Source organism: Nostoc sp. JL31 (assembly GCF_017114965.1).
Classification (GTDB): Bacteria; Cyanobacteriota; Cyanobacteriia; order Cyanobacteriales; family Nostocaceae; genus Nostoc; species Nostoc punctiforme_A.
In genome coordinates this window covers 40,251-61,054 of sequence record NZ_JABXKO010000042.1, presented here as the reverse complement: position 1 = coordinate 61,054, position 20,804 = coordinate 40,251, and the positions used below count along the sequence as shown (strand labels likewise).

Annotated in this window: 14 protein-coding genes and 1 tRNA gene; 5 read left to right on the top strand and 10 right to left on the bottom strand. The window is 43.2% G+C overall.

Annotated elements, in window-relative coordinates:
• Positions 1 to 474 precede the first annotated feature (474 nt).
• Positions 475 to 2,763: an ATP-binding protein gene (locus HWQ43_RS09715; protein WP_292732457.1), complete on the bottom strand. Its 2,289-nt coding sequence runs from the start codon at positions 2,761 to 2,763 to the stop codon at positions 475 to 477.
• Between the two features lie 738 nt (positions 2,764 to 3,501).
• On the opposite strand from HWQ43_RS09715, the gene HWQ43_RS09710 reads away from it, so the two are divergent.
• Positions 3,502 to 4,692 (top strand): transporter substrate-binding domain-containing protein, encoded by a 1,191-nt coding sequence (locus HWQ43_RS09710; RefSeq protein WP_292732455.1) that lies wholly within the window; start codon positions 3,502 to 3,504, stop codon positions 4,690 to 4,692.
• A 194-nt stretch (positions 4,693 to 4,886) separates the two neighbouring features.
• Here the strand turns inward: HWQ43_RS09710 and mazG are convergent, their stop codons facing one another.
• Positions 4,887 to 5,711: a nucleoside triphosphate pyrophosphohydrolase gene (gene mazG / locus HWQ43_RS09705; RefSeq protein WP_292732453.1), complete on the bottom strand. Its 825-nt coding sequence runs from the start codon at positions 5,709 to 5,711 to the stop codon at positions 4,887 to 4,889.
• A 41-nt stretch (positions 5,712 to 5,752) separates the two neighbouring features.
• Positions 5,753 to 6,343, bottom strand: coding sequence for a metal-binding protein (locus tag HWQ43_RS09700; RefSeq protein ID WP_292732451.1), 591 nt, complete (start codon positions 6,341 to 6,343; stop codon positions 5,753 to 5,755).
• A gap of 143 nt (positions 6,344 to 6,486) precedes the next feature.
• Here HWQ43_RS09700 and HWQ43_RS09695 point away from each other — a divergent pair.
• Positions 6,487 to 6,559: transfer RNA gene (locus HWQ43_RS09695), tRNA-Val, on the top strand.
• A 39-nt stretch (positions 6,560 to 6,598) separates the two neighbouring features.
• On the opposite strand, the gene HWQ43_RS09690 is transcribed toward HWQ43_RS09695, so the two are convergent.
• From HWQ43_RS09690 to HWQ43_RS09665, 6 genes are all read right to left on the bottom strand, one after another.
• Positions 6,599 to 6,985, bottom strand: a complete 387-nt coding sequence (locus HWQ43_RS09690; protein ID WP_292732449.1) for a PIN domain-containing protein — start codon at positions 6,983 to 6,985, stop codon at positions 6,599 to 6,601.
• 166 nt (positions 6,986 to 7,151) lie between these two features.
• A complete protein-coding gene (locus HWQ43_RS09685; RefSeq protein WP_292732447.1) occupies positions 7,152 to 7,367 on the bottom strand; it encodes a hypothetical protein in 216 nt (71 codons plus the stop codon).
• Between the two features lie 119 nt (positions 7,368 to 7,486).
• Complete coding sequence (locus HWQ43_RS09680; RefSeq protein WP_292732445.1) at positions 7,487 to 8,230, bottom strand: alpha/beta hydrolase; 744 nt, start codon at positions 8,228 to 8,230, stop codon at positions 7,487 to 7,489.
• 104 nt (positions 8,231 to 8,334) lie between these two features.
• Positions 8,335 to 8,949 (bottom strand): hypothetical protein, encoded by a 615-nt coding sequence (locus HWQ43_RS09675; RefSeq protein ID WP_292732444.1) that lies wholly within the window; start codon positions 8,947 to 8,949, stop codon positions 8,335 to 8,337.
• Positions 8,950 to 9,045: 96 nt separating this feature from the next.
• Complete coding sequence (locus tag HWQ43_RS09670; protein ID WP_292732442.1) at positions 9,046 to 14,478, bottom strand: ribosome assembly protein 4; 5,433 nt, start codon at positions 14,476 to 14,478, stop codon at positions 9,046 to 9,048.
• Between the two features lie 225 nt (positions 14,479 to 14,703).
• A complete protein-coding gene (locus HWQ43_RS09665; RefSeq protein ID WP_292732440.1) occupies positions 14,704 to 16,056 on the bottom strand; it encodes a P-loop NTPase fold protein in 1,353 nt (450 codons plus the stop codon).
• Between the two features lie 324 nt (positions 16,057 to 16,380).
• Here HWQ43_RS09665 and leuC point away from each other — a divergent pair, with 324 nt between their 5' ends.
• Both leuC and leuD read left to right on the top strand, forming a co-directional pair.
• Positions 16,381 to 17,784, top strand: a complete 1,404-nt coding sequence (gene leuC / locus HWQ43_RS09660) for a 3-isopropylmalate dehydratase large subunit (protein WP_292732438.1) — start codon at positions 16,381 to 16,383, stop codon at positions 17,782 to 17,784.
• Positions 17,785 to 17,872: 88 nt separating this feature from the next.
• On the top strand, positions 17,873 to 18,481 hold the full coding sequence (gene leuD / locus HWQ43_RS09655) for a 3-isopropylmalate dehydratase small subunit (RefSeq protein ID WP_292732436.1): 609 nt from the start codon (positions 17,873 to 17,875) through the stop codon (positions 18,479 to 18,481).
• 21 nt (positions 18,482 to 18,502) lie between these two features.
• Here the strand turns inward: leuD and HWQ43_RS09650 are convergent, their stop codons facing one another.
• Positions 18,503 to 18,667, bottom strand: a complete 165-nt coding sequence (locus HWQ43_RS09650) for a hypothetical protein (protein WP_292732434.1) — start codon at positions 18,665 to 18,667, stop codon at positions 18,503 to 18,505.
• A gap of 447 nt (positions 18,668 to 19,114) precedes the next feature.
• Between HWQ43_RS09650 and HWQ43_RS09645 the strand changes: the two genes are divergently transcribed.
• Positions 19,115 to 20,722, top strand: coding sequence for a sorbosone dehydrogenase family protein (locus tag HWQ43_RS09645; protein ID WP_292732432.1), 1,608 nt, complete (start codon positions 19,115 to 19,117; stop codon positions 20,720 to 20,722).
• The last annotated feature ends 82 nt before the right edge of the window (positions 20,723 to 20,804 follow it).

Here is a 20,804-nt window from a genome sequence, read left to right as displayed (position 1 = left end):
CTTTTTTTAATGCAAATTATAAATCATACCAATTCACGAAAACCCTGATATATATACATTTATCGTAGGTGCATGGCATTGTCCATACGTATCAACTTAAGTTAAAACGCTTATTCCACAGGCGTTTTACCCCAACCTCAACCCCTCCCCTGACCAAGGCTACGGTGTACACACAAATCGAATTACCCCCCTTAATCCCCCCTTGCAAAGGCGGGAAACCGGAAATCTAGTTCCCTCCCCTTTGCAAGGGGAGGGTTAGGGTGGGGTAATCGCATTTGCTATTTCGGGGTACGCATTTGCTATTTCGGGGTACGCAATTGCTATTTCGGGGTACGCAATTGCTATTTCGGAGTACGCAATTGCTATTTCGGGGTACGCAATTGCTATTTCGGGGTACGCAATTGCTATTTCGGAGTACGCAATTGTTGATTCGGGGTTCGCATTTGCTACCAAAAGCTTAATTGTGCATTAAACTTATTTACTACGTTTGGTAAGGTTCGCTACCACTGTCACCAACTCTTCTGGCTCAATTGGCTTGGATACATGAACTTGGAATCCAGCTTGCAGAGCTAGCCTGTGTTCTTCTTCTCTAGCAAATGCCGTTAGTGCTATAGCTAGAATCTTCTCCCCTTGCTCTGCTTCCTGCGCCCGCACTTTCCGAATCAGGGAATAACCATCCTCATCAGGCATTCCGATATCACTGACTAGAACATCTGGTTTTAATTCTTCTAGTGCTTCCAGAGCTTCACATACTGAGCTAGCTGCCGCCACTTGCCCTCCAGACTCTTCAAGAATGAAGACGATTAACTCCCGCGTATCGGCATTGTCATCTACAACAAGTATTTGCAAGCCGTTGAGTATTGAGAGGTTATCGACTTTTTTTTTACTCTCTTTAATTAACTGCTCTGGTTGCGGCTCTAATAAAGGTAACGACACTGTAAATTTCGCTCCCCTTCCTTCCCCTTCACTAAATGCGGAGACTGTGCCTGAGTGCATTTCTACTAAATGGTGTACAATTGTTAGCCCCAGCCCTAAACTATTGTCTACTCTAGTAGTTGTACTATCAGCTTGACGGAAGCGCTCAAAAATATAAGGTAGAAAGTCAGCGCTAATTCCCTTACCTGTGTCAGAGACAGTTATCTGGACATTTGAGTTTACCTGTTCCAGATGTACTTCAACTCGCCCTCCGTTAGGTGTGAACTTGACGGCATTAGAGAGCAAATTCCAGACAACTTGTTGCAGACGTTCGGCATCACCCATAACTTGACTAACTGAACAGTCAAGATTAAATTCAACTTGAATATCCTTAATTTCAGATGTGGGATGTACAACTTCAATTGCCGCTTGAATTATCGGCACAAGGTCAATTTTACGGATATTTAGGCGAATTAGTCCTTGTACAATGCGTGAGACATCCAGGATATCTTCAATCAGTTTTCTTTGAAGTTTGGCATTCCGCTCGATTGTCTCTAATGCCTTACAGGTAGTTGCTTCGTCCCATTTACGAGTACGTATTACTTGAACCCAACCCAGCATAGAATTGAGAGGTGTACGAAGTTTGTGGGAAACGATCGCTAAAAATTCTTCCTTGATGCGGTTAGCTTCTTGGGCTTGCCGATAAAGACGGGCATTGTCAATGGCGAATGCTGCTCGTTGAGCAATTTCTTCAGCCATTTCTAGGTCTACAGTAGTGTAATGGCGTCCTGGTTGTGCAGAGGCAAATAGAATTGTCCCCAGCTTGCGTTCGCGTACTAACAATGGTACTACCATCTGAGACTTAACTTGGAGTTGGCGCAGCAGACTAAAGTGTTCCTCGTTTGAGGACTTTTTCTGTAATGAAGACTCAAGAATGTTTGTCACCAGTTCCGGCTTACCAGTCCGTAAAACCTTCGGTGGTCCATAATCAGCATCAACAGGAATTGGATAGCATTGTTGGAGTTCTCGTATCAGTTCTTCCTTCGCTGGTTCAGATGCAGCGATAACTGGGTTAGTGAAGACTGGCAAATTATTTTCGACGACATCCACAATACACCAATCAGCAAGGGTAGGCACTGCTAATTGCGCGAGGCTAGTTAGGGTAGTGCGATAATCTAAGGAAGATACCAAAACACGACTTGCTTCAGCCAAAAAATTAGAGCGCTTTTCTGCGGCTTGGGCTGCGATTCGGGCAGCTTGCTCATTGGCAAATAACTGCTCGCGCTGCAACTCTAAAAGCTTACGCTGGGTAATGTCACGCATTAGCCAGCGCAGAGCAACTGCCTTACCTTTTTCGTCACGGACGGTAACTACTGTCAATGCAACATAAAAACAGATTTTTTCTCGTGGTTGTAAACACACTTCCCATTCCCCGCCTCGGTCGAGCTGCTGCAACTGAGTTAGGTAATTAAAAAAAGCTTGATGATCTGACTGGGCGATGAAAGTAAGAAGCGGTTTGCCAATCAAAAATCGCTGTGAAACATTGAGGTGTATAATAGCAGCATGGTTAGCTTCCAGGATAATGCCGAATGTATCAGTTACCAAGTAACCATCAGGCGCAAAATGAAATAATTCATGGTAGCGCTGACGCTCCTTCTCTATTACGATTCGTGTTGCTTGTAGTTCCTCGGAGGCGATTTTTAGTTCTTCTAAAGTAATTTGAAGTTCCTCAAAAGCTTCTGCTGTTAGCTCATGCTGTAAATACGGCTCACTTGTAGTCCTTTGCACTAATCCCGTGACCCGTGAGCGCAATGTCTCTACTTGTTGACTAAAATCGTCTACATTCATATTGCTCACTTTGCTAAGACTAAGAAGCGCACGCCAGAATAAACATCATCAGGCTAAATATAAACTCAAATGTACGCTCAAAGCTGATCTCAAAACTATTGCTCAAAAGATAGAGGTTTGTCTTGACAAGGCAAGTTCTACAAAGTGAATCTAGACACAATACAGTTCTTAACCTCTAACTACCATCATAAAATAAAAAATTCATCAATAAATCTACCTAGAGTGTTGTACAGCAAGAAACATAATAGGTAGATTTCAGCAAATATTATATTTTTATAGCTTAAGGGGGACCTGGTGCCAGGGGAAAGGCATCTAATTTTAATTTGTTTTGACAAAATGTAACTTACTATGTAGCGAAAAAAAGGAAGTATTATGAGGTTGATATCAATGCAATATAAGTCTTAGATTTTTTTGTCTAAAAGTCTCAACATTAGTATATAGAAACTAACAATATAGATTCATTAGAGAAAACAAATAATTACTATAGATTTATTCAACTTTTAGGTTTGGGTTAAAGGTTTTTTCTTTCCCCTTTACCATTCCCTTTTAACCGACAAGTATTGGGCCTGATGCTTACAGCAACATTACCACCTACTTCAGGCGAGGTTTATCTATACTTCCCAATCCCCAGTCCCGCTAAATCTGAAAAAAATTGGTATTAGGGGGATTATGAACGTGATATTTGGTATGGGGTGGGCATGATAAATAGATTATGCACACAATCCTGAGAGAATTCTGATGATAAATGCGATCTTTAGGAGATTTCGCCAACTTATAGCTGGGAAAAACAACCCAATTGGCAGATATGACCCGAAAAACAAAACCAAGCGTTCCTTAGCACTGTATACCTGCATAGGATTAATAGGTGGAATTCTGGCATTGTTGTTAATGTCTTCCCCAGGAATGGCCCAAAAACCACAACTCCAACAACCGTTATTAGTAGCTACACGAGTTATACCGCCTTTTGTGCTATCAAACAAAAGTGAGCTATCAGGGTTCAGTATCGACCTCTGGCGCAACATCACTAACCAAATAGGTGTAGAGTCTAAATTTATTGAATATTCCAGTGTGCCGCAACTGCTTTCGGCTATTAAAGAAAGCAAAGCCAACTTGGGGATTTCAGCCATCTCAATTACAGCCGAACGCGAGCAGAATTTTGATTTCTCCTTACCGATTTTTTCTGGGGGGCTGCAAATTATGGTGAGAAACCCAGAGAGCAACAGCAGTGCCTTCCCAAATATTTTGCAATTGTTTTTCTCTACTAGCCTCTTGCAGGTAATAGGCGTTGCCCTAGTACTAATTGTGGTAGCAGCCCACATTATTTGGTTATCTGAGCGTCATCACCAAGATGGGATGATTCCTAAATCATACTTTCCTGGCATTTTCAAAGCCTGTTGGTGGGCAGCTGCCACATTAGCAACCCAAGCTGACGAAATGCCCAAAGGAGTAATGGGACGGTTAGTAGGTATTGTTTGGATGTTCATCGGAGTACTTTTTGCCGCCTACTTTACAGCCAGCGCGACTACCTCATTGACAGTGCAACAACTTCAGGGCGATATCAGGAGTATAGACGATTTACCCGGCAAGGTAGTAGCCACAACTGCGGGTAGTACAGCCGCCACATACCTGCGAGAACATAAGATTTCAGTTTTAGAAGTTACCAAGATTGAGCAAGCTTACAATGCTCTGCAAACAAAAAAAGCTGATGCCGTAGTATTTGATGCGCCTGTACTCCTCTTCTATGCTGCCAATGAAGGCAAAGGGAAAGTACAGATTGTTGGCAGTATCTTGCGTGAAGAAAGCTATGGTATCATTCTGCCCAACAACAGTCCCTACCGCAAACCAATTAATCAGGCTCTGCTGAGTCTTAAAGAAAATGGCACTTATCAATCGCTATATGATAAGTGGTTTAATGCTGAAAAATCTTGAAGAAACGAGCAGAGGAGCAGAGGGGCAGAGGAGACAAGGGGACAAGGGGGAATTATTGAACAAGTCTTTCCCTTGTCTCCCCCCTCTTCCTTGTCTACCTTGTCTCTTCTCCATGCCCCATGCCCCATGCCCCATGCCCCATGCCCCATGCCCAATGCCCCATGCCCCATGCCCAATTCCCCATTCCCCATTCCCTATTCCCCATTCCCTTCTTTCGCCAGTTGAGCTTTTGCCTGTTGCCACAAGTTTTCTAATTCATTCAAACTGTAATCAGAAAGGGGACGGTCAACAACCGCCTCCATTTTTTCTAATCGCTGGACAAAGCGTTGATTTGTGCCTTGTAAAGCGTTGCTGGGGTCAAGATTATGCCAACGCGCTAGCTGAATAACTGCAAATAGTAAATCGCCTAATTCTGCTTCTTGCCGTTCGGGTGTTTCCTCAGCTAAAGCTTGCTGGAATTCTCCTAACTCCTCATGAAACTTATCCCAGACACCCTGAATATTTTCCCATTCAAACCCGATCGCCGCAGCCTTTTGAGAAATCTTCATCGCCGCCGTCAGTGGGGGAAGAGTACGTCCATAACGAGCGAGTTTAGCACTAAATTTTTGCGCGTCTGGAGATGCTTCGCCCTTTTCCGCAGCTTTGATTTGTTCCCAATTTTGCCGCACCTCATCCACACTGGCCACCGACACATCACCAAACACATGAGGATGACGGCGAATCAACTTTTGGGAAATCCCCTGAGTGATTTCCTTGAGAGAAAATTGCCCCGCTTCGCTAGCGATTTGGGCTTGTAATACCACCTGTAATAATAAATCGCCTAACTCCTCTGCGATCGCACCCTGATCCCCACTCTTAATCGCATCCACCACCTCATAAGCTTCCTCAATCACATAAGGCGTCAAAGTTTCGGCAGTTTGAGCCAAATCCCAAGGACAACCACCATCAGGCTCACGCAACTTCGCCACCACCTCAATCAACTCCTGCAACGCCGCCAAAGTCTCTTCTTGCTTTTCCATACCTCTGCGCTTCCCTTAGCTACCTAAAGCGTTTAAAAAAATTATTTCTTTACTCTCGGACGACGACTACCACCCCTGATCACTTTCCGCCTCTTAATTTTGCCACTAGGAAGCAACCCCCGAACCCCCTGCTTTCGCACGCGCTTATAAGCCGAACCGCCCCAATCGCTAAGAGAATGACTCATCGCACCGAGTTCCAGCCCCAAAAACAGAGCGATATATTCAGTATCGTATTGCAGGAGCGATCGCCCCACAATTCCCCACAATTCCTGCCAACTAAAACTCAGATTCCAAAACCTTTGAGCGATCGCCAAAACAAAAATTGCCAAAATAGCAAGCAAACACCCCAGATAAAGTATCCGCAAAATCGTGCCAATAATCGGCCCGTGGGATAAAAAAGAACGATGCCGCAGACTTTTTTGATAAGGTAGCCAAATCCAGCGCAAGAAACCCCAGCGTTGGAATTGCACAGAGTAAATATCCAAATCGGGGCCAAACATCAGCCCGCCAAATATAAACCCGCCTGCAACCAACAAAGTCGCACTGCTACTGCGAGTCTGCCAGAAAGTAACGCCCGCCACGAATGGTAGAGCGTACATAGTAATGCGATCGTGCGTTCGACCAGAGGGCATCCTAAATCCTGTTAGCGATAGCGGGGCGTTGAGCCAGTGCTGAATAACTGAATACTGAGTCAGTATAAGAGAAAAAAAGATTTTCTTGAAACTAGTAGCGCAATGCGAAATGTTTTGCTATATTAGTTAAGAATTAGTCAAACGGGCGGTTAGCTCAGTTGGTAGAGCGCCTGCCTTACAAGCAGGATGTCATCAGTTCGAGTCTGGTACTGCCCATTCAGTAAATAAAGGCTAGAGACAGCTTAAATGCGGCTTCTAGCCTTTTTTAAATGGATTCACAATCTCTAATTGATCAGCGACTACTAACCCATCTTGCATATTTTCAGAATAGAGAATACTTGCTCTTGCGGATAGCGCACAAGAAATAATTAGACTATCCCAAAAAGAAAAATTATATCGACTGCGGATATCTGATGCAGATTCAAAAATAGTCAGATTGAACTCTACGACAGTACAGCGGCGATAAAGCGACTGAATCACAGCTTTAATTTGCCCTTCGTTAAAGGCTGCTTTTTTGAGCAAATTGGCAGCAACCTCATTCACAACTTGTGTACTAATGATGATTCCTTCAGCTTCTGTAATTGCAATAGCAATATAGCGATTCCCTGTTATGTCAGGTACAGATAATATTTTGAAACGCAAAGGGACGCAAAGTAAAGCGCAGAGGTACGCAGAGATTTGTACCTCAGCAGACTAGGAAACGCTATATTACGCTTTCTTGTTCTTTCTGCAACCTCCATCTTGTTATCGTCAAATAAACGATAAAGCCAAACATTCGTATCAATAAAAAATGCACCAGAACTCATAATTATCGGTTATAAATTTCCTCACGGCTGAATACACCATCGACTTGAATAGGATTTTCTGTTAATTCATCAATTATGTCTCTTTTTTTAGATGATTTTTTCGTCATCAAAACGATTACTTTAATATCATCTCCTTCACCAAGTTCTTGTTTGTACTCATCAGGAATATGAATTAAACCATTTTGAATCTTTGCTTGAAACTCAATCGCATTTAGCATCTTTAACCTCTCTTATATCTATGGGGCTTCATTTATTATGAGCGATACCTACGGCGGGCTGCGCCAACGCACCAGTAAGATAGTCCACTTGGGCAAAAGATTTTTGATTGCTCAAACAATTAATCACTAGTTAATATTGAGGCAAGAAGGTCAGGATGAGACAGATGTGGGCAATGTCCAGAAACTAGCTCAATGGCATCGACTCCTAAACGCTTGCGTGCGGCGTAGCGTGACCATGTAGGAGATATTATTCGATCGTTGGTACAAACAATATATTTACGCTCAACATTTGGCAAAGCTTTTAGAGGATTGGTTTCAAATATATATGCCATAGATTGTTGCGAACGACTTTTCGAGATTGCCCACTGTGTTACATCTGGTTGACAATCATGAAAGAAAAACTCCCTTAATACTGCTTCGTCTGAATAATCTTTGCCTACGGAAGCTGGTTCATACATATCAGGCTCATCGTAGAACTGTTGGAGTTTACTTGGGTCTTTTGGTTGGTAATAGAATGATTTGAGCGTGTCAGAATCGAGACGATGAGAAAATTGGTCGAGTGTACTGACTCCGGGATATGGAAGTAGCGCTGCCACAAACACTAGTTGACGCACTTTTACCGCTTCTGCAACCAAGGGAATTATAGTACCAGCCATTGAGTGACCGACTAGCACAATATCATCATCAGTTTTTGGCAGTGCTTGAATTACTACATCTGCAAGTTGGGACAAAGTAGCAGATTCATTTTCAATTGGTAAATCCATTGCTACAGTTTTGTTACCCTGTGTTTCTAAGTAGGGAATTAGCAAATCCCAACACCAGGTGGCTTGGAAAGCACCGTGAACTAGACAAAATAGACTCATATAAATTGAATAGTGGTAATGGTGGACGAGTTTTTTAACTTTTCTTATTTTTTAGCAAATTTTTAACCTTGCCCAGGTAAGTTACATCAGTACCTGCTGTATATTCAAACAGCAGTTAAAACAGGTTGAAAAGGTTGCAATAAAATACCCAAAATTTTATCAACTTCTTTAATATAGTACTCAGTCAAATCTATATAAACAGTTGTCCCTTCTAAAAATAAAAACTTCCAGTTAGTTCCACTAGTAACCGAGCCATAAATCCGCCCAACTTCATTGCCTTGATTTTGATTGAACAACTGTGCTGCAATCATTGCCGCTACACATTGACCCAAACCACCGATAATATCTTCTTTTTTTGCTTCAAAAATAAACATTACCGGAGCAGAAATAAATAATTGTTCCTGAGAATTGCTGATGATGTAATCGCAAAAGCCTTGCAAGCCTTGAGTCGCATCAACATTAAATTCATTTCCAGAGAACAGCGAGATTTTATTATTTAATAATCGTCTGACCTCTGCGAGGATTGGTGCAATTAAAAACTCCGATCTGGCTTTTTCGGTTGAAATTGCAGTTGCTAAAGGAATGTAATCTATTAAAATCGTTCTGAGTGTTTCTGATGGTGTAACAGGTTTTGTATCAACAAATAAATTCCGAGTTTCATCGAGTGTTAAATCAAAACTCTTTTTCACCTTGGCGAGACTAAAATCGCTGTATGCCATCCTTCCACCTTGTGATTATCTAGCAGTTCTCAGTTGGATGCAACACCTCTGACCTCTCTCCAAACCTCTCTCCTAAGAGGAGAGAGGCTTTGAATCTTACTCCCCTTCCCTCGCAGGGAAGGGGCTGGGGGTTAGGTCTGTCTTGCCTTGATTTGCCAACTCTTTTGCTTTCGCCTGGGAATCAAACTTTAATTTATTATCCCACTGCTGTGCTTTGTGAAACTTTTCAACAGCGCCACTAATATCATCATTTCGCGCTAACTTTTCACCTTGGATAACTAACATTGTCGCCCCTTGCGCCAAACGAGATGGAGTTTGGCATGATTGCAACTCTTCTAACACTTCTGGATGGCCAATGAAGTAATTATTCAACAAGTTGCAACCACTGTCTAATAAATTATCGAAATCCAAATCCCATAAAATTATTGTTTTGTCTTTACTAGCAGAAGCTAACTGTTGTCCATTGGGGCTGAAGGCGATGCTATTGACCGCATCGCGATGACCAGTCAAGGATTTGAGTAGTTGACCACTGTTGACATCCCAAATTTTGATAGTGTTGTCAGCACTAGCAGAAGCTAACTGTTGGCCATTGGGATTATAGGCTACGCTAATGACCTCTCTGCGACTAGACAGGGATTTGAGAAGTTGACTACTACTGACATCCCAGATTTTGATGGTGTTGTCAAGACTAGCAGAAGCTAACTGTCGTCCATTGGGACTGTAAGCAATGCTATTGACATAACTGCTATGGCCAGTAAGGGTTTCGGAGAGTTGACCACTGCTGACATCCCAGATTTTGATGGTGTTGTCAAAACTAGCAGAAGCTAACTGCTGTCCATTGGGACTGTAGGCAATGCTATTGACCGCATCGCGATGACCAGTAAGGGATTTGAGGAGTTTACCATTGCTGACATCCCAAATTTTGATGGTGTTGTCCCAACTAGCAGAAGCTAACTGTTGTCCATTGGGGCTGTAGGCGACGCTACTGACATAATTGCTATGACCAGTAAGGGATTTGAGGAATTTACCATTGCTGACATCCCAGATTTTGATGGTGTTGTCCCAACTAGCAGAAGCTAACTGTTGTCCATTGGGGCTGTAGGCGACGCTACTGACATAATTGCTATGACCAGTAAGGGATTTGAGGAATTTACCATTGCTGACATCCCAGATTTTGATGGTGTTGTCCCAACTAGCAGAAGCTAACTGTTGTCCATTGGGGCTGTAGGCGACGCTACTGACATAATTGCTATGACCAGTAAGGGATTTGAGGAATTTACCATTGCTGACATCCCAGATTTTGATCGTTTTGTCATCACTAGCAGAAGCTAACTGTTGTCCATTGGGGCTGTAGGCAATGCTATTGACCGCATCGCGATGACCAGTCAGAGTCTTAAGGAGTTTACCATTGCTGACATCCCAGATTTTGATCGTTTTGTCATCACTAGCAGAAGCTAACTGTTGTCCATTGGGGCTGTAGGCGACGCTATTACCAGTCAGGGTTTTGAGAAGTTTATCACTGCTGACATCCCAGATTTTGATCGTCTTGTCAAAACTAGCAGAAGCTAATTGTTGTCCATTGGGGCTGTAGGCGACGCTCTTGATCCCATCGCTATGACCAGTCAGGGTTTTGAGGGGTTTATCACTGCTGACATCCCAGATTTTGATCGTTTTGTCACCACTAGCAGAAGCTAACTGTTGTCCATTGGGGCTGTAGGCAACGCTATTGACCCCACTGCTATGACCAGTCAGGGTTTTGAGAAGTTTACCACTGCTGACATCCCAGATTTTGATCGTCTTGTCAAAACTAGCAGAAGCTAACTGTTGTCCATTGGGGCTGTAGGCGATGCTTATGACCCCACTGCTATGACCAGTTAGGGATTTGAGGAGTTTACCACTGCTGACATCCCAGATTTTGATCGTCTTGTCAAAACTAGCAGAAGCTAACTGTTGTCCATTGGGGCTGTAGGCGATGCTTATGACCCCACTGCTATGACCAGTTAGGGATTTGAGGAGTTTACCACTGCTGACATCCCAGATTTTGATCGTCTTGTCAAAACTAGCAGAAGCTAACTGTTGTCTATTGGGGCTGTAGGCGACGCTACTGACCGCATCGCGATGACCAGTCAGAGATTTGAGGAGTTGACCACTGCTGACATCCCAGATTTTGATCGTCTTGTCACTACTAGCAGAAGCTAAGTGTTGTCCATCGGGGCTGTAGGCGACACTATTGACCCCATCGCTATGACCTTCTAAAGTATTCACCTCGATCGCACGATTTTCTTTTGGCTCATTTGGCTTTAAGTAAACCGCCTGCTGTAAAGTTGCCACGGTTTGCATTCGGGTATCGCTTCTATGCTGTGCCCAAATTGTATGCTTGAGTTTGTTACTTGCCCTCAAAGCTGTTATTAAAGCATCTGGATGTTGTCCAGAGGCAAAAAAGGCTTCAGAAGAATTATTGATGGCGTTAATTAGATGAACATTTGCCTCTACTGCCCACTGGAATGTTACCACTGCCAATCCAGCAAATCCTAAACCTGCGGCCACGGAACTAAAAAGGGCACGTTTGAGAAAGTTATTCAGTTTTGCTTCACTCAGTTTTCTTTGTTCTCGTTCCTTTTCCAGTTCCGCCATCACCTGCTTTAATTTCGGTTCCTGTTGCTGGCGGATAAAAGTGGCGATGTAGTCATGTACCAGTTGATAACGGTCGGCGGGGTTTTCTGGTAACAAAACCACTAAGCCGGATTGGACAAAAATTTCTAACACTAAATCTAATTTACTGATTTCAGAAGCTTGTTTCTCCCTAGCTTTTGATCCCCCCGCCTGCGGCGATCGCTTTAAAAAAGGAATAGAAAGAATAAAGCCCTGTTTTTTAAGCGGGGTTGGGGGAATCTCCGAAAAGTACGGGAGCAAATCGCGTTCCAACTGGGCGCGAGTCTTCAGAGGGCGAGTTCCTTTTTCATCGGTCAGCAAATACAACAAGAATTCTGCTGCTTGCTGATTTTCTTCACCGCAATCATTAACAACTTCATGCAAATAACGCTTAACCAATTCGTCCTTAGTACCGCGTTGCCGATATTCTGCCAGAGTTGTAATATTCTCCGTTTGCAGTTGCGCCCCCACAACCTGCAACTCAATGGGACGAACTTCACCCAATTCTCCGGCTAAATCTTGTACCAGTTGTTCAACTAAAGCAGGTTCTAAATGAAAACTAGTATTTTCAGTTAAACGCTGAATAATTGACTTCGCATCAGCAGGTGAGAAGTTCCCCAACTTGTAAAGCACATTATTACTGAGAATGTCATTGCCAATAATCTTGAGACTGGACAAATCATTGCACTCTAGCAAGTAATGAATGTAATCCACCCGCAGCGATAAGATAACTTTCACCGATAGAACATTCAAACACTCTCCCAGAAACTCAAAGAATTGCTTCCTTTGTGCAGGTTCGGTGTAAACAAAGAAAAATTCCTCAAATTGATCAAAAATTAGCACTGTGCGGAGGTTGCACTGTTCGTTTTTGCGGAGTTGGGAGAGAAGGGAGTGGGGATTTTGAGTATTGGAAGTCGAAGTTCCGAGTTTAGAGGTAGAAGTTCCGAGTTCAAAGGTCGAAGTTTCGAGTTTAGAGGTAGAAGTTCCGAGTTCAAAGGTCGAAGTTTCGAGTTCAAAGGTCCAAGTTCTAAGTTCAGAGGTAGAAGTTCTAAGTTCGGAGGTAAAAGTGCCGAGTTCAGAGGCTGAAGTTCCGAGTTCAGAAGTTGAAAGTTGAGGTTCTAACTCTCCCCATTCTCCAGTTCCTGCCAAAAGCCTCCCCAACTCTTCCACCCAGTTGGTGTAAACGCGCATTACCACTGGCAAATAATCTTGAGTACCTATGGTTTTATTCTTTAAAGCAGGTATCAGTCCTGCATTCACCAGGGAACTTTTGCCTACACCCGATTGCCCATGAATTACTATCAACTTATAATCAGGGCGACCCATGCGTTCAATTAAACGTTCTACATCCAAGAGGCGACCAGATGCAGCAATTTCTGGGGCAATATTTCCTTGGGGAGAGTTTGAGCGCAATGTCTCTACAAATGCCTGTTTTGTAGCTTCTAACTTACCCGCACCAATAAAAGCCCGCAAGCCAAATTGCTGTTCAATTGAACGCCGTTGCTGTTTGATTTTGTATGCTTTGAGATATTCTTTCTGCTCAAAGTAAAGCTGCTGTAAAAACCTGAGAATATTCAAGAAAAGCCTGATATCTTCTAGGGGATTACTCACATCCCTAGCAGTTTCTAAGCTGAGAGTTGCCTGTTGAATTTGACCTAGTTGATATTGAGAACGACCTAAAATAAACTGATATAAGCTTAAATCTTTTGATTTTAAATCTCTTTCTTGAATCTCAGATAAAATCCCTGATGTATTTGGTGATTCCAGATTTGGAATTGTAGAAAAAACCTTTAAGGCTTGCTGAACAAGCTGATTTGCTTTGACCCAGTTTTTTTGAGCAAAAGCTACCTCGGCTAAAAAACCATAATCCTTGGCTAATTCTCTTGGCTGGTTGTTATTTTGATGGATTACTAAAGCTTGTTCGGAAAGACTCTGCAAGGTTTCCCACTTTTGCAAGTCTCGCAAGATATTACCGAATTTAACTACTGAAGTAGCAATTAAATCTGGACTTCTCAATCTGCTAATAAAATTTATATACTCTTGGACATAATGCCAAGTTGCTTGCCAATCTGGATGATTGATATCTTGATGTTTAAAAGCTTTTAAATAATAACAAAAGCCAATCTCACTGAGGATTTTTGCCTGTCGTTGTAAATTATGACTTTGCTGCCAGAGATGATCGGCTTTGTGATAATGCTCTAACGCCGAATCTTTTTGATTATTTATCTGTTTGATAAAACCTAACAAAGATTCTAAATTAGCTTGAATTTCTAAATTATAAAAATCTGGCTTTTTGAGTAAATATCTTTGCGCCGCTTCTAACTCATTTTCCAATTTGATATATACATCAGCACTAAATTTTAAGTTATCACTAAACAATCGATTAGCAGTTTGGATGATAAAATCTACTAATTCCTGTGTTGATATGGCAAAATTCCTTGTAGTTGCCCAACTTTCCAAATCTGGCGCCAGCTGTATTAGGTGCTTGTAGATTTCATCGTCAATCCACAACACTAGGGGAAAAGCAAAATTCTTGCGAAACTCTTCCCGCACCTGATTTGCAGAAGTTAACATCACAGGCAAATTCTGCACTGATTCCAAACCCACAACCATCACACAGGCTGGTGTTTCTGCGCCGAATTCTTCCTGAATGGCAGTATAAAGAGTCCTGTTCGATTGCTGCACCGTCAAGACACGAATTTCAACTTGACAAATTTCTTGCAGTCTGGAGATTAAGCGATCGCGCAAGCTAGCATAATTACACCGTGCCAAAATCAGCTTAAACTGTCCCACGGAGGATTCAATCGCCCAAGCTAATTGTTTCAGGGAGCGCTCGCTGTTTACATGGTTATCTTCTAATGGTTGCTGTGGACTCATAAACTTAGGGGCTTCCAAGAAAAAATTATCCAAATAAACGTAGACGCGGAGAGGCTTGCCGCAGGCTACCACAGAGACACAGAGAACACAGAGAGAGGAGAAATAGAGAGGGTTTTTGCGTTACTTTGGGGACATTTTTTTATTTGGAAGTCCCTTATGTGTTGAGTTCGTAGTAAGTACTTTAGTGCTTTCAAAGATATGGAATAATAAGCACTTTAGTGCTTACTACAAACCTAATTCCCTGGCTTCCGCTAAAACCGGATTAACATCAAACCAAGACTCACCACCATCCCGATATTCAAACACAAACCGACTGCGGATCAGTTTTTGATATCCGTGGTCATCACTCACCTTTTTCTTTTCCTTGACGTGACGTAACAATTGCCACTCATCCTCAGAAATCGGTAACATGATTTCATTCCGCCGCGAACGAATAACTTGCTCTAAGGTTTCACGAGTTAGGGGAAGACTCATCTCTTCCATAATCCAGGTATTTAGCAACCTCAGCACGTCCCGCACATGACCACCGCTAATTTGGCATAAACGCTCTAAGCTAGTAGCACTATCAAAAATCTCAGTAACTTTAGTTAAACGCTCTTCTGGTGTCATATCAGGAAAAGCTCTAGCTAGTACCATCTGCTGCATGAGTGACATTCCCTGTGTATGAACACTGCCATCAGCCCACTGCACAGGTACCATTGGTAACACCTTGGGGTCTTCCGGAAAACGCTGAGTCAGCATTCCATAATCATTGGAAAACTTCAACGACAAAGGCATGGTATAGATGAGATGACAATTCAGCTTCGTCAAAAACTCACCCTGGTCGACAAATAAATATTCTTGCTGTGGACGACCCCAAGGTTTGGCACGATTATCTATGCGGTCAAGATTATCGACAATTACCACCAGACCATTTTTACCCTGCTGTTTGAGTTTAGCGATCGCAGGTTCCAATAATTCTTGATTAATCGCTTCCAGCAGTTTAGTTTTTTGCGGTGCTAAATACTGATTGAGTTTTTCTCGCAGCGCTGGGTCGTTTTTCATCTTCGCGGTGATCTCACCAATACCCACAGACAGAGAAAACTTATCTTTATCTGCGGATAAACCGACATCACCAAGCACCGGAAGCTTAACTTTTCCCGCCGTCACCTCGGAGTTTAAGACCTTCCAAGCACCTTGCAGCAACTCATTAAACTTGTTAGGTGACTCCAGAGTAATTTTATCCAGACTTTGACTCACACGACGAGCGATCGCTAGCAACACATCAGCAATATCAACATCAGTCATTTCCAAGTCATCACTCGACTCAAAATAGACAACGTGGAAGCCTAACTTTTCCAGTTCAGCCTGTAAGCGCAATAGTTCTGTCGATTTACCACAACCAATATGCCCAGTAAATAACGTGCAAGTGGGTTCATTCGGCTTAAAAAAAGTAATCTTCTGCTTCAGCTTGCCAAGAATATCACCACCTCGTACCGAGGAAAAATCTATATAATACTTGCCATCAGAGCTATTGTTGACAAACAGAGTTCTGCTGGGATCGCTAGCCTGATAAAATTCCCGTAAATCTATGGACATAACCTGGTAGTGCAATAATCTGGTATTGTCTTAACATATCCATGTGGAAAAGGATAAAATTATTTACATCTTTGCATCTCAATATTTCGGAGAATTTTCGCTTTTACCTCTGTGCCCTCTGCGTCTCTGCGGTTCATTAAAGAAGAATAAAACCACAGAGGCGCAGAGAAGCCAGTGCGTTGCGGGGGTTCCCCCCGTTGTAGCAACTGGCGCGACACAGAGAAATAAGAGTGCAAAGGTGTAAGTAATATTAAGCGAACTGCAAAAATCGAGACTTTTTTTTGATACTATTTAAGACCGGACTCTTTAAATATTGATTGACGTATGAGCAAAGGTACCCTGTTTGATAAAGTTTGGGACTTACACACCGTTGGTACACTTCCCTCAGGGCTGACGCAACTATTTATCGGGCTTCATCTAATTCATGAAGTCACCAGTCCCCAGGCTTTTGCTATGTTACGCGAGAGAGGTCTAAAAGTCCTGTTTCCAGAGCGTACAGTCGCCACAGTCGATCATATTGTGCCCACAGAAAATCAGGCGCGTCCCTTTGCCGATAGCTTGGCAGAAGAAATGATTCAGGCGCTCGAAAATAACTGTCAAGAAAATAACATAACTTTTTACAACATCGGTTCTGGTAGCCAGGGTATAGTTCACGTCATCGCTCCCGAACTCGGACTGACTCAGCCAGGAATGACGATCGCTTGTGGAGATAGTCACACTTCTAGTCATGGGGCATTTGGTGCGATCGCATTTGGTATTGGAACTAGTCAAGTTCGGGATGTTCTCGCTTCCCAAACTCTTGCCCTCTCCAAACTGAAAGTCCGCAAAATAGAAGTTAACGGCACTCTCAACCCAGGAGTTTACGCCAAAGATGTCATCTTGCATATCATCCGCACCCTTGGCGTGAAAGGTGGTGTGGGTTATGGCTACGAATTTGCAGGTACGACATTTGAGCAAATGAATATGGAAGAGAGGATGACTGTCTGCAACATGGCGATCGAAGGTGGTGCTAGATGCGGCTACGTCAATCCCGATCAAGTCACCTACGATTACCTCAAAGGCAGAGATTTTGCACCCAAAGATGCAGATTGGGATAAAGCAGTGGCTTGGTGGGAATCCATCAAGAGCGATGCTGATGCCCAGTACGATGATGTGGTCGTATTCGACGCTGCGGAAATTTCCCCTACCGTCACCTGGGGGATTACTCCCGGTCAAGGTATCGGCGTCAACCAGTCAGTACCTCAACCAGAAGAACTGCTAGAAGAAGACCGATTCATTGCCGAAGAAGCTTACCGCTACATGGATTTATATCCTGGTCAACCGATCAAGGGCACTAAAATAGATGTCTGCTTTATTGGTAGTTGCACTAACGGCAGAATTACTGATTTGCGAGAAGCGGCAAAAATCGCCAAAGGTCGCCACGTTGCCGAGGGAATCAAAGCCTTCGTTGTCCCCGGTTCCGAACGGGTGAAGGAAGAGGCGGAAGCTGAGGGACTGGATAAAATCTTTCAAGAAGCCGGATTTGAATGGCGGGAACCAGGATGTTCCATGTGTCTGGCCATGAACCCCGACAAGCTGCAAGGAAGACAAATCAGCGCCTCTTCCTCCAACCGCAACTTTAAAGGCAGACAAGGTTCCTCTTCCGGTCGGACATTGTTAATGAGTCCGGCGATGGTTGCCACAGCTGCGATTAAAGGCCAAGTCTCTGATGTGCGCGAGTTACTGTAATTTTTTTGTCATTTGTCATTTGTCATTTGTCATTGGTCATTTGTAGAAATTAACAGGCTGTCATTGAAATGATAGGTAAATAAAGTTTATGGTGAGTGAAGTTAAAACAGTTTCAGGGCGCGGTATCCCTTTAGTGGGTAATGATATAGATACCGATCGCATCATTCCCGCGCGATATTTGAAAGCCGTTACCTTTGATGGCTTAGGCGAAGGCGCATTTATCGATGACCGGACAGCACTTAAAGGTGAACATGCCTTTGACCAACCCCAGTACAAAGGCGCGAATATTTTAATAGTCAACCGTAACTTTGGCTGTGGTTCATCACGGGAACACGCACCCCAAGCGATCGCAAAATGGGGAATCCAAGCTTTAATCGGTGAAAGCTTCGCGGAAATCTTTTTCGGTAACTGTGTGGCAATGGGCATACCTTGTCTGACAGCCGATGCTGTTACAGTTAAACAACTGCAAGATTTAGTTGCTGCCAATCCTCAAGCCGCCGTAACAGTAAATCTGGAAACCTTGCAAGTGCAAATTGGTGATTACACCGCCCCAGTTGCGATCGGTGAAGGGACAAGAAGCACATTTATTTCTGGAACTTGGGATGCTTGCGGTCAGTTAGTAGCTAACGCTGACCAAGTTCGGGCAACAGCTACAAAATTACCCTACGTCGGTTGGGGGAATTTAGCCGCGAGTTAGTATTTTCTCATTCCCTGCCTGTCAGCCAGGGAATGATGTCAACTGCGGTAAATTACTTGTGATTCCTGCGTGGTCTCTAAATACTGTTCGGTCAAGGCAAGAGACGCGATGAATCGCCGTCTCCACAATAATCAGTCTTTCGTCTTGGCGGTGATTTATCGCATCTTTGCGATCTAGAATTTTCATCAAAAAACCTTAACCAAATCGTATTGCGTGGCCTCTCCCCTAGTAGGCTTACGGTGTATACACAAGTCATCTAGATTACCCAAAAGTCCTTCTAAACCCAATACGGTTCGCTTAAAGGGAAAAGGGAAAAAGGAAAAAGGTGAATTCAAACCTTTACCCCTTACCCTTTTGACCAAGAAGGAACGCTGTTAAGACTCTCTGCATAATGGTTTCGAGGCTAAGTAACTTGAGGAATATTTTAGTTGGAAGAGCGATCGCTCTGCCTTTTTCTAACTCTCGGTTGATGAATTTTTTGATGAGTTAGAAAAAATAGCAGTAGATAAAGATATTTTAAGTGTTTAAGAAAAAGAATACCCTTGAGTTAGCTTTATTCAAGCTCTCGGTCAAATCGGCTAGCCGAGAGTTATGTGTAACATAAATCACTACTAAGCTATAGGGAAGTTAAAAATGGTTGCATCTACTCTAAAACCAACACAGATATTTGGACGCATACTATCCGCATCGCTCATGAGTTTGATGTCCTTAGAGGTTATTACCACCGCAGCGATCGGCCAACCGCCCCCTGCGTCTGTTGAAACTAAACTGAAAGTGCCTAGTACAATGACCTCTTGGCCCTTTAATGCTAACCGTTACTTGAAAGTCCCACCCAATTTCTCCGTCTCTGTTTATGCTCGCATTAGCAAAGCTCGCTTTATGGCAGTTGCTCCCAATGGGGATCTTCTAGTATCACAGCCCAGTTCGGGTAAAGTGTTAATTGTCCGCTCAAATGGCAGCAAAGACCCAATTATTTCTGACTTCGTGACGGGTCTACGCAAACCACACGACATTGTGTTTCATAAGATTGATAACACCACATACATTTATATCTCTGAGAGTCATCAAATTAACCGCTTCATCTACAACTCTGGAGATTTAATCGCAAAAAATCGTCAAATCATTGTAGTTGGCTTACCAGACAGCAGCATACAGGAACTCAAAGGCGCTTATGGTCACGAACTGAAGAATATCGCACTTGATGCCAACCACAAACTGTACGTGTCCATCGCCTCTACATGCAATGCCTGTAAGGAAGATACTCTCAGCACTCCAAAGCGTGGTGCAATTTACCAGTACAACGCTAATGGAACCAATCAGCGACTTTTTGCCCAAGGCTTACGTAATGCCGAAGGGTTAGCATTCTTACCTGGCACAAATGATCTTTGGGTAGTCGTTAATAATCGAGATAACATTGCCTATCCCTTCAACGATAGCAGTGGCAATTACGGTAAAATTATCCCCTCCTACGTAGACAACCACCCGCCAGAGGAGTTTACCAAAGTCCGAGATGGCGGTAACTACGGTTGGCCATTCTGCAACCCCAATCCTGACACGTCAAACGGCCTCAACAATATGCCATTTGACCGCGACTATCAGTTCAATGCTAATGGAAGTGTTAATTGCAATGCAATGGACAGGATTAGCAAAGGTATCCAAGCCCATTCAGCTCCCTTGGGACTAACATTTTTACAAAATACCAATTTTCCCAGCCTATACTCAAATGGAGTAGTGACAGGGCTGCATGGTTCATGGAATCGGCAGAAGAAAACGGGCTACAAAATAGCTTACTTTCCCTGGAACAGTACGACAAAGACCCCAGAGCCGGAGATAGATTTAGTCACAGGTTGGGTAGTTCCAGCAACCCAAGAAACCTGGGGGCGACCTGTGGATATGGTAGTAGACCAGCAAGGTAATTTGTTAATTTCGGATGACTTCAGCGGGACTATCTATAAGCTTTCCTACACGCCGTCACAACAGGTTAAGGTCTACAGAGACCCTAACTTTGGCGGAATTTCCCAGTCTTTTCCTACGACTCCAGGAGTATACAAATCCAACCAAGGTGACTTAAATATTGTTGGTAATGACACTATTAGTTCATTCAGTGTACCACCGGGTACACGGATACGTGTGTGCCAACATATAAATGGTGATGGTTTATGCCGTGAATATACTGCTGGTGATTATAAATCCCTTGGAAATGACCTTGATAATATCATCTCGTTTATAGAGGTCAAGTAGCACCACTCAGCGAATTTTAGATGTTAAATTTTGGATTGAATACTTTAAAAGTGTTCTACTGAACGCTGATGCCGTACCCCTC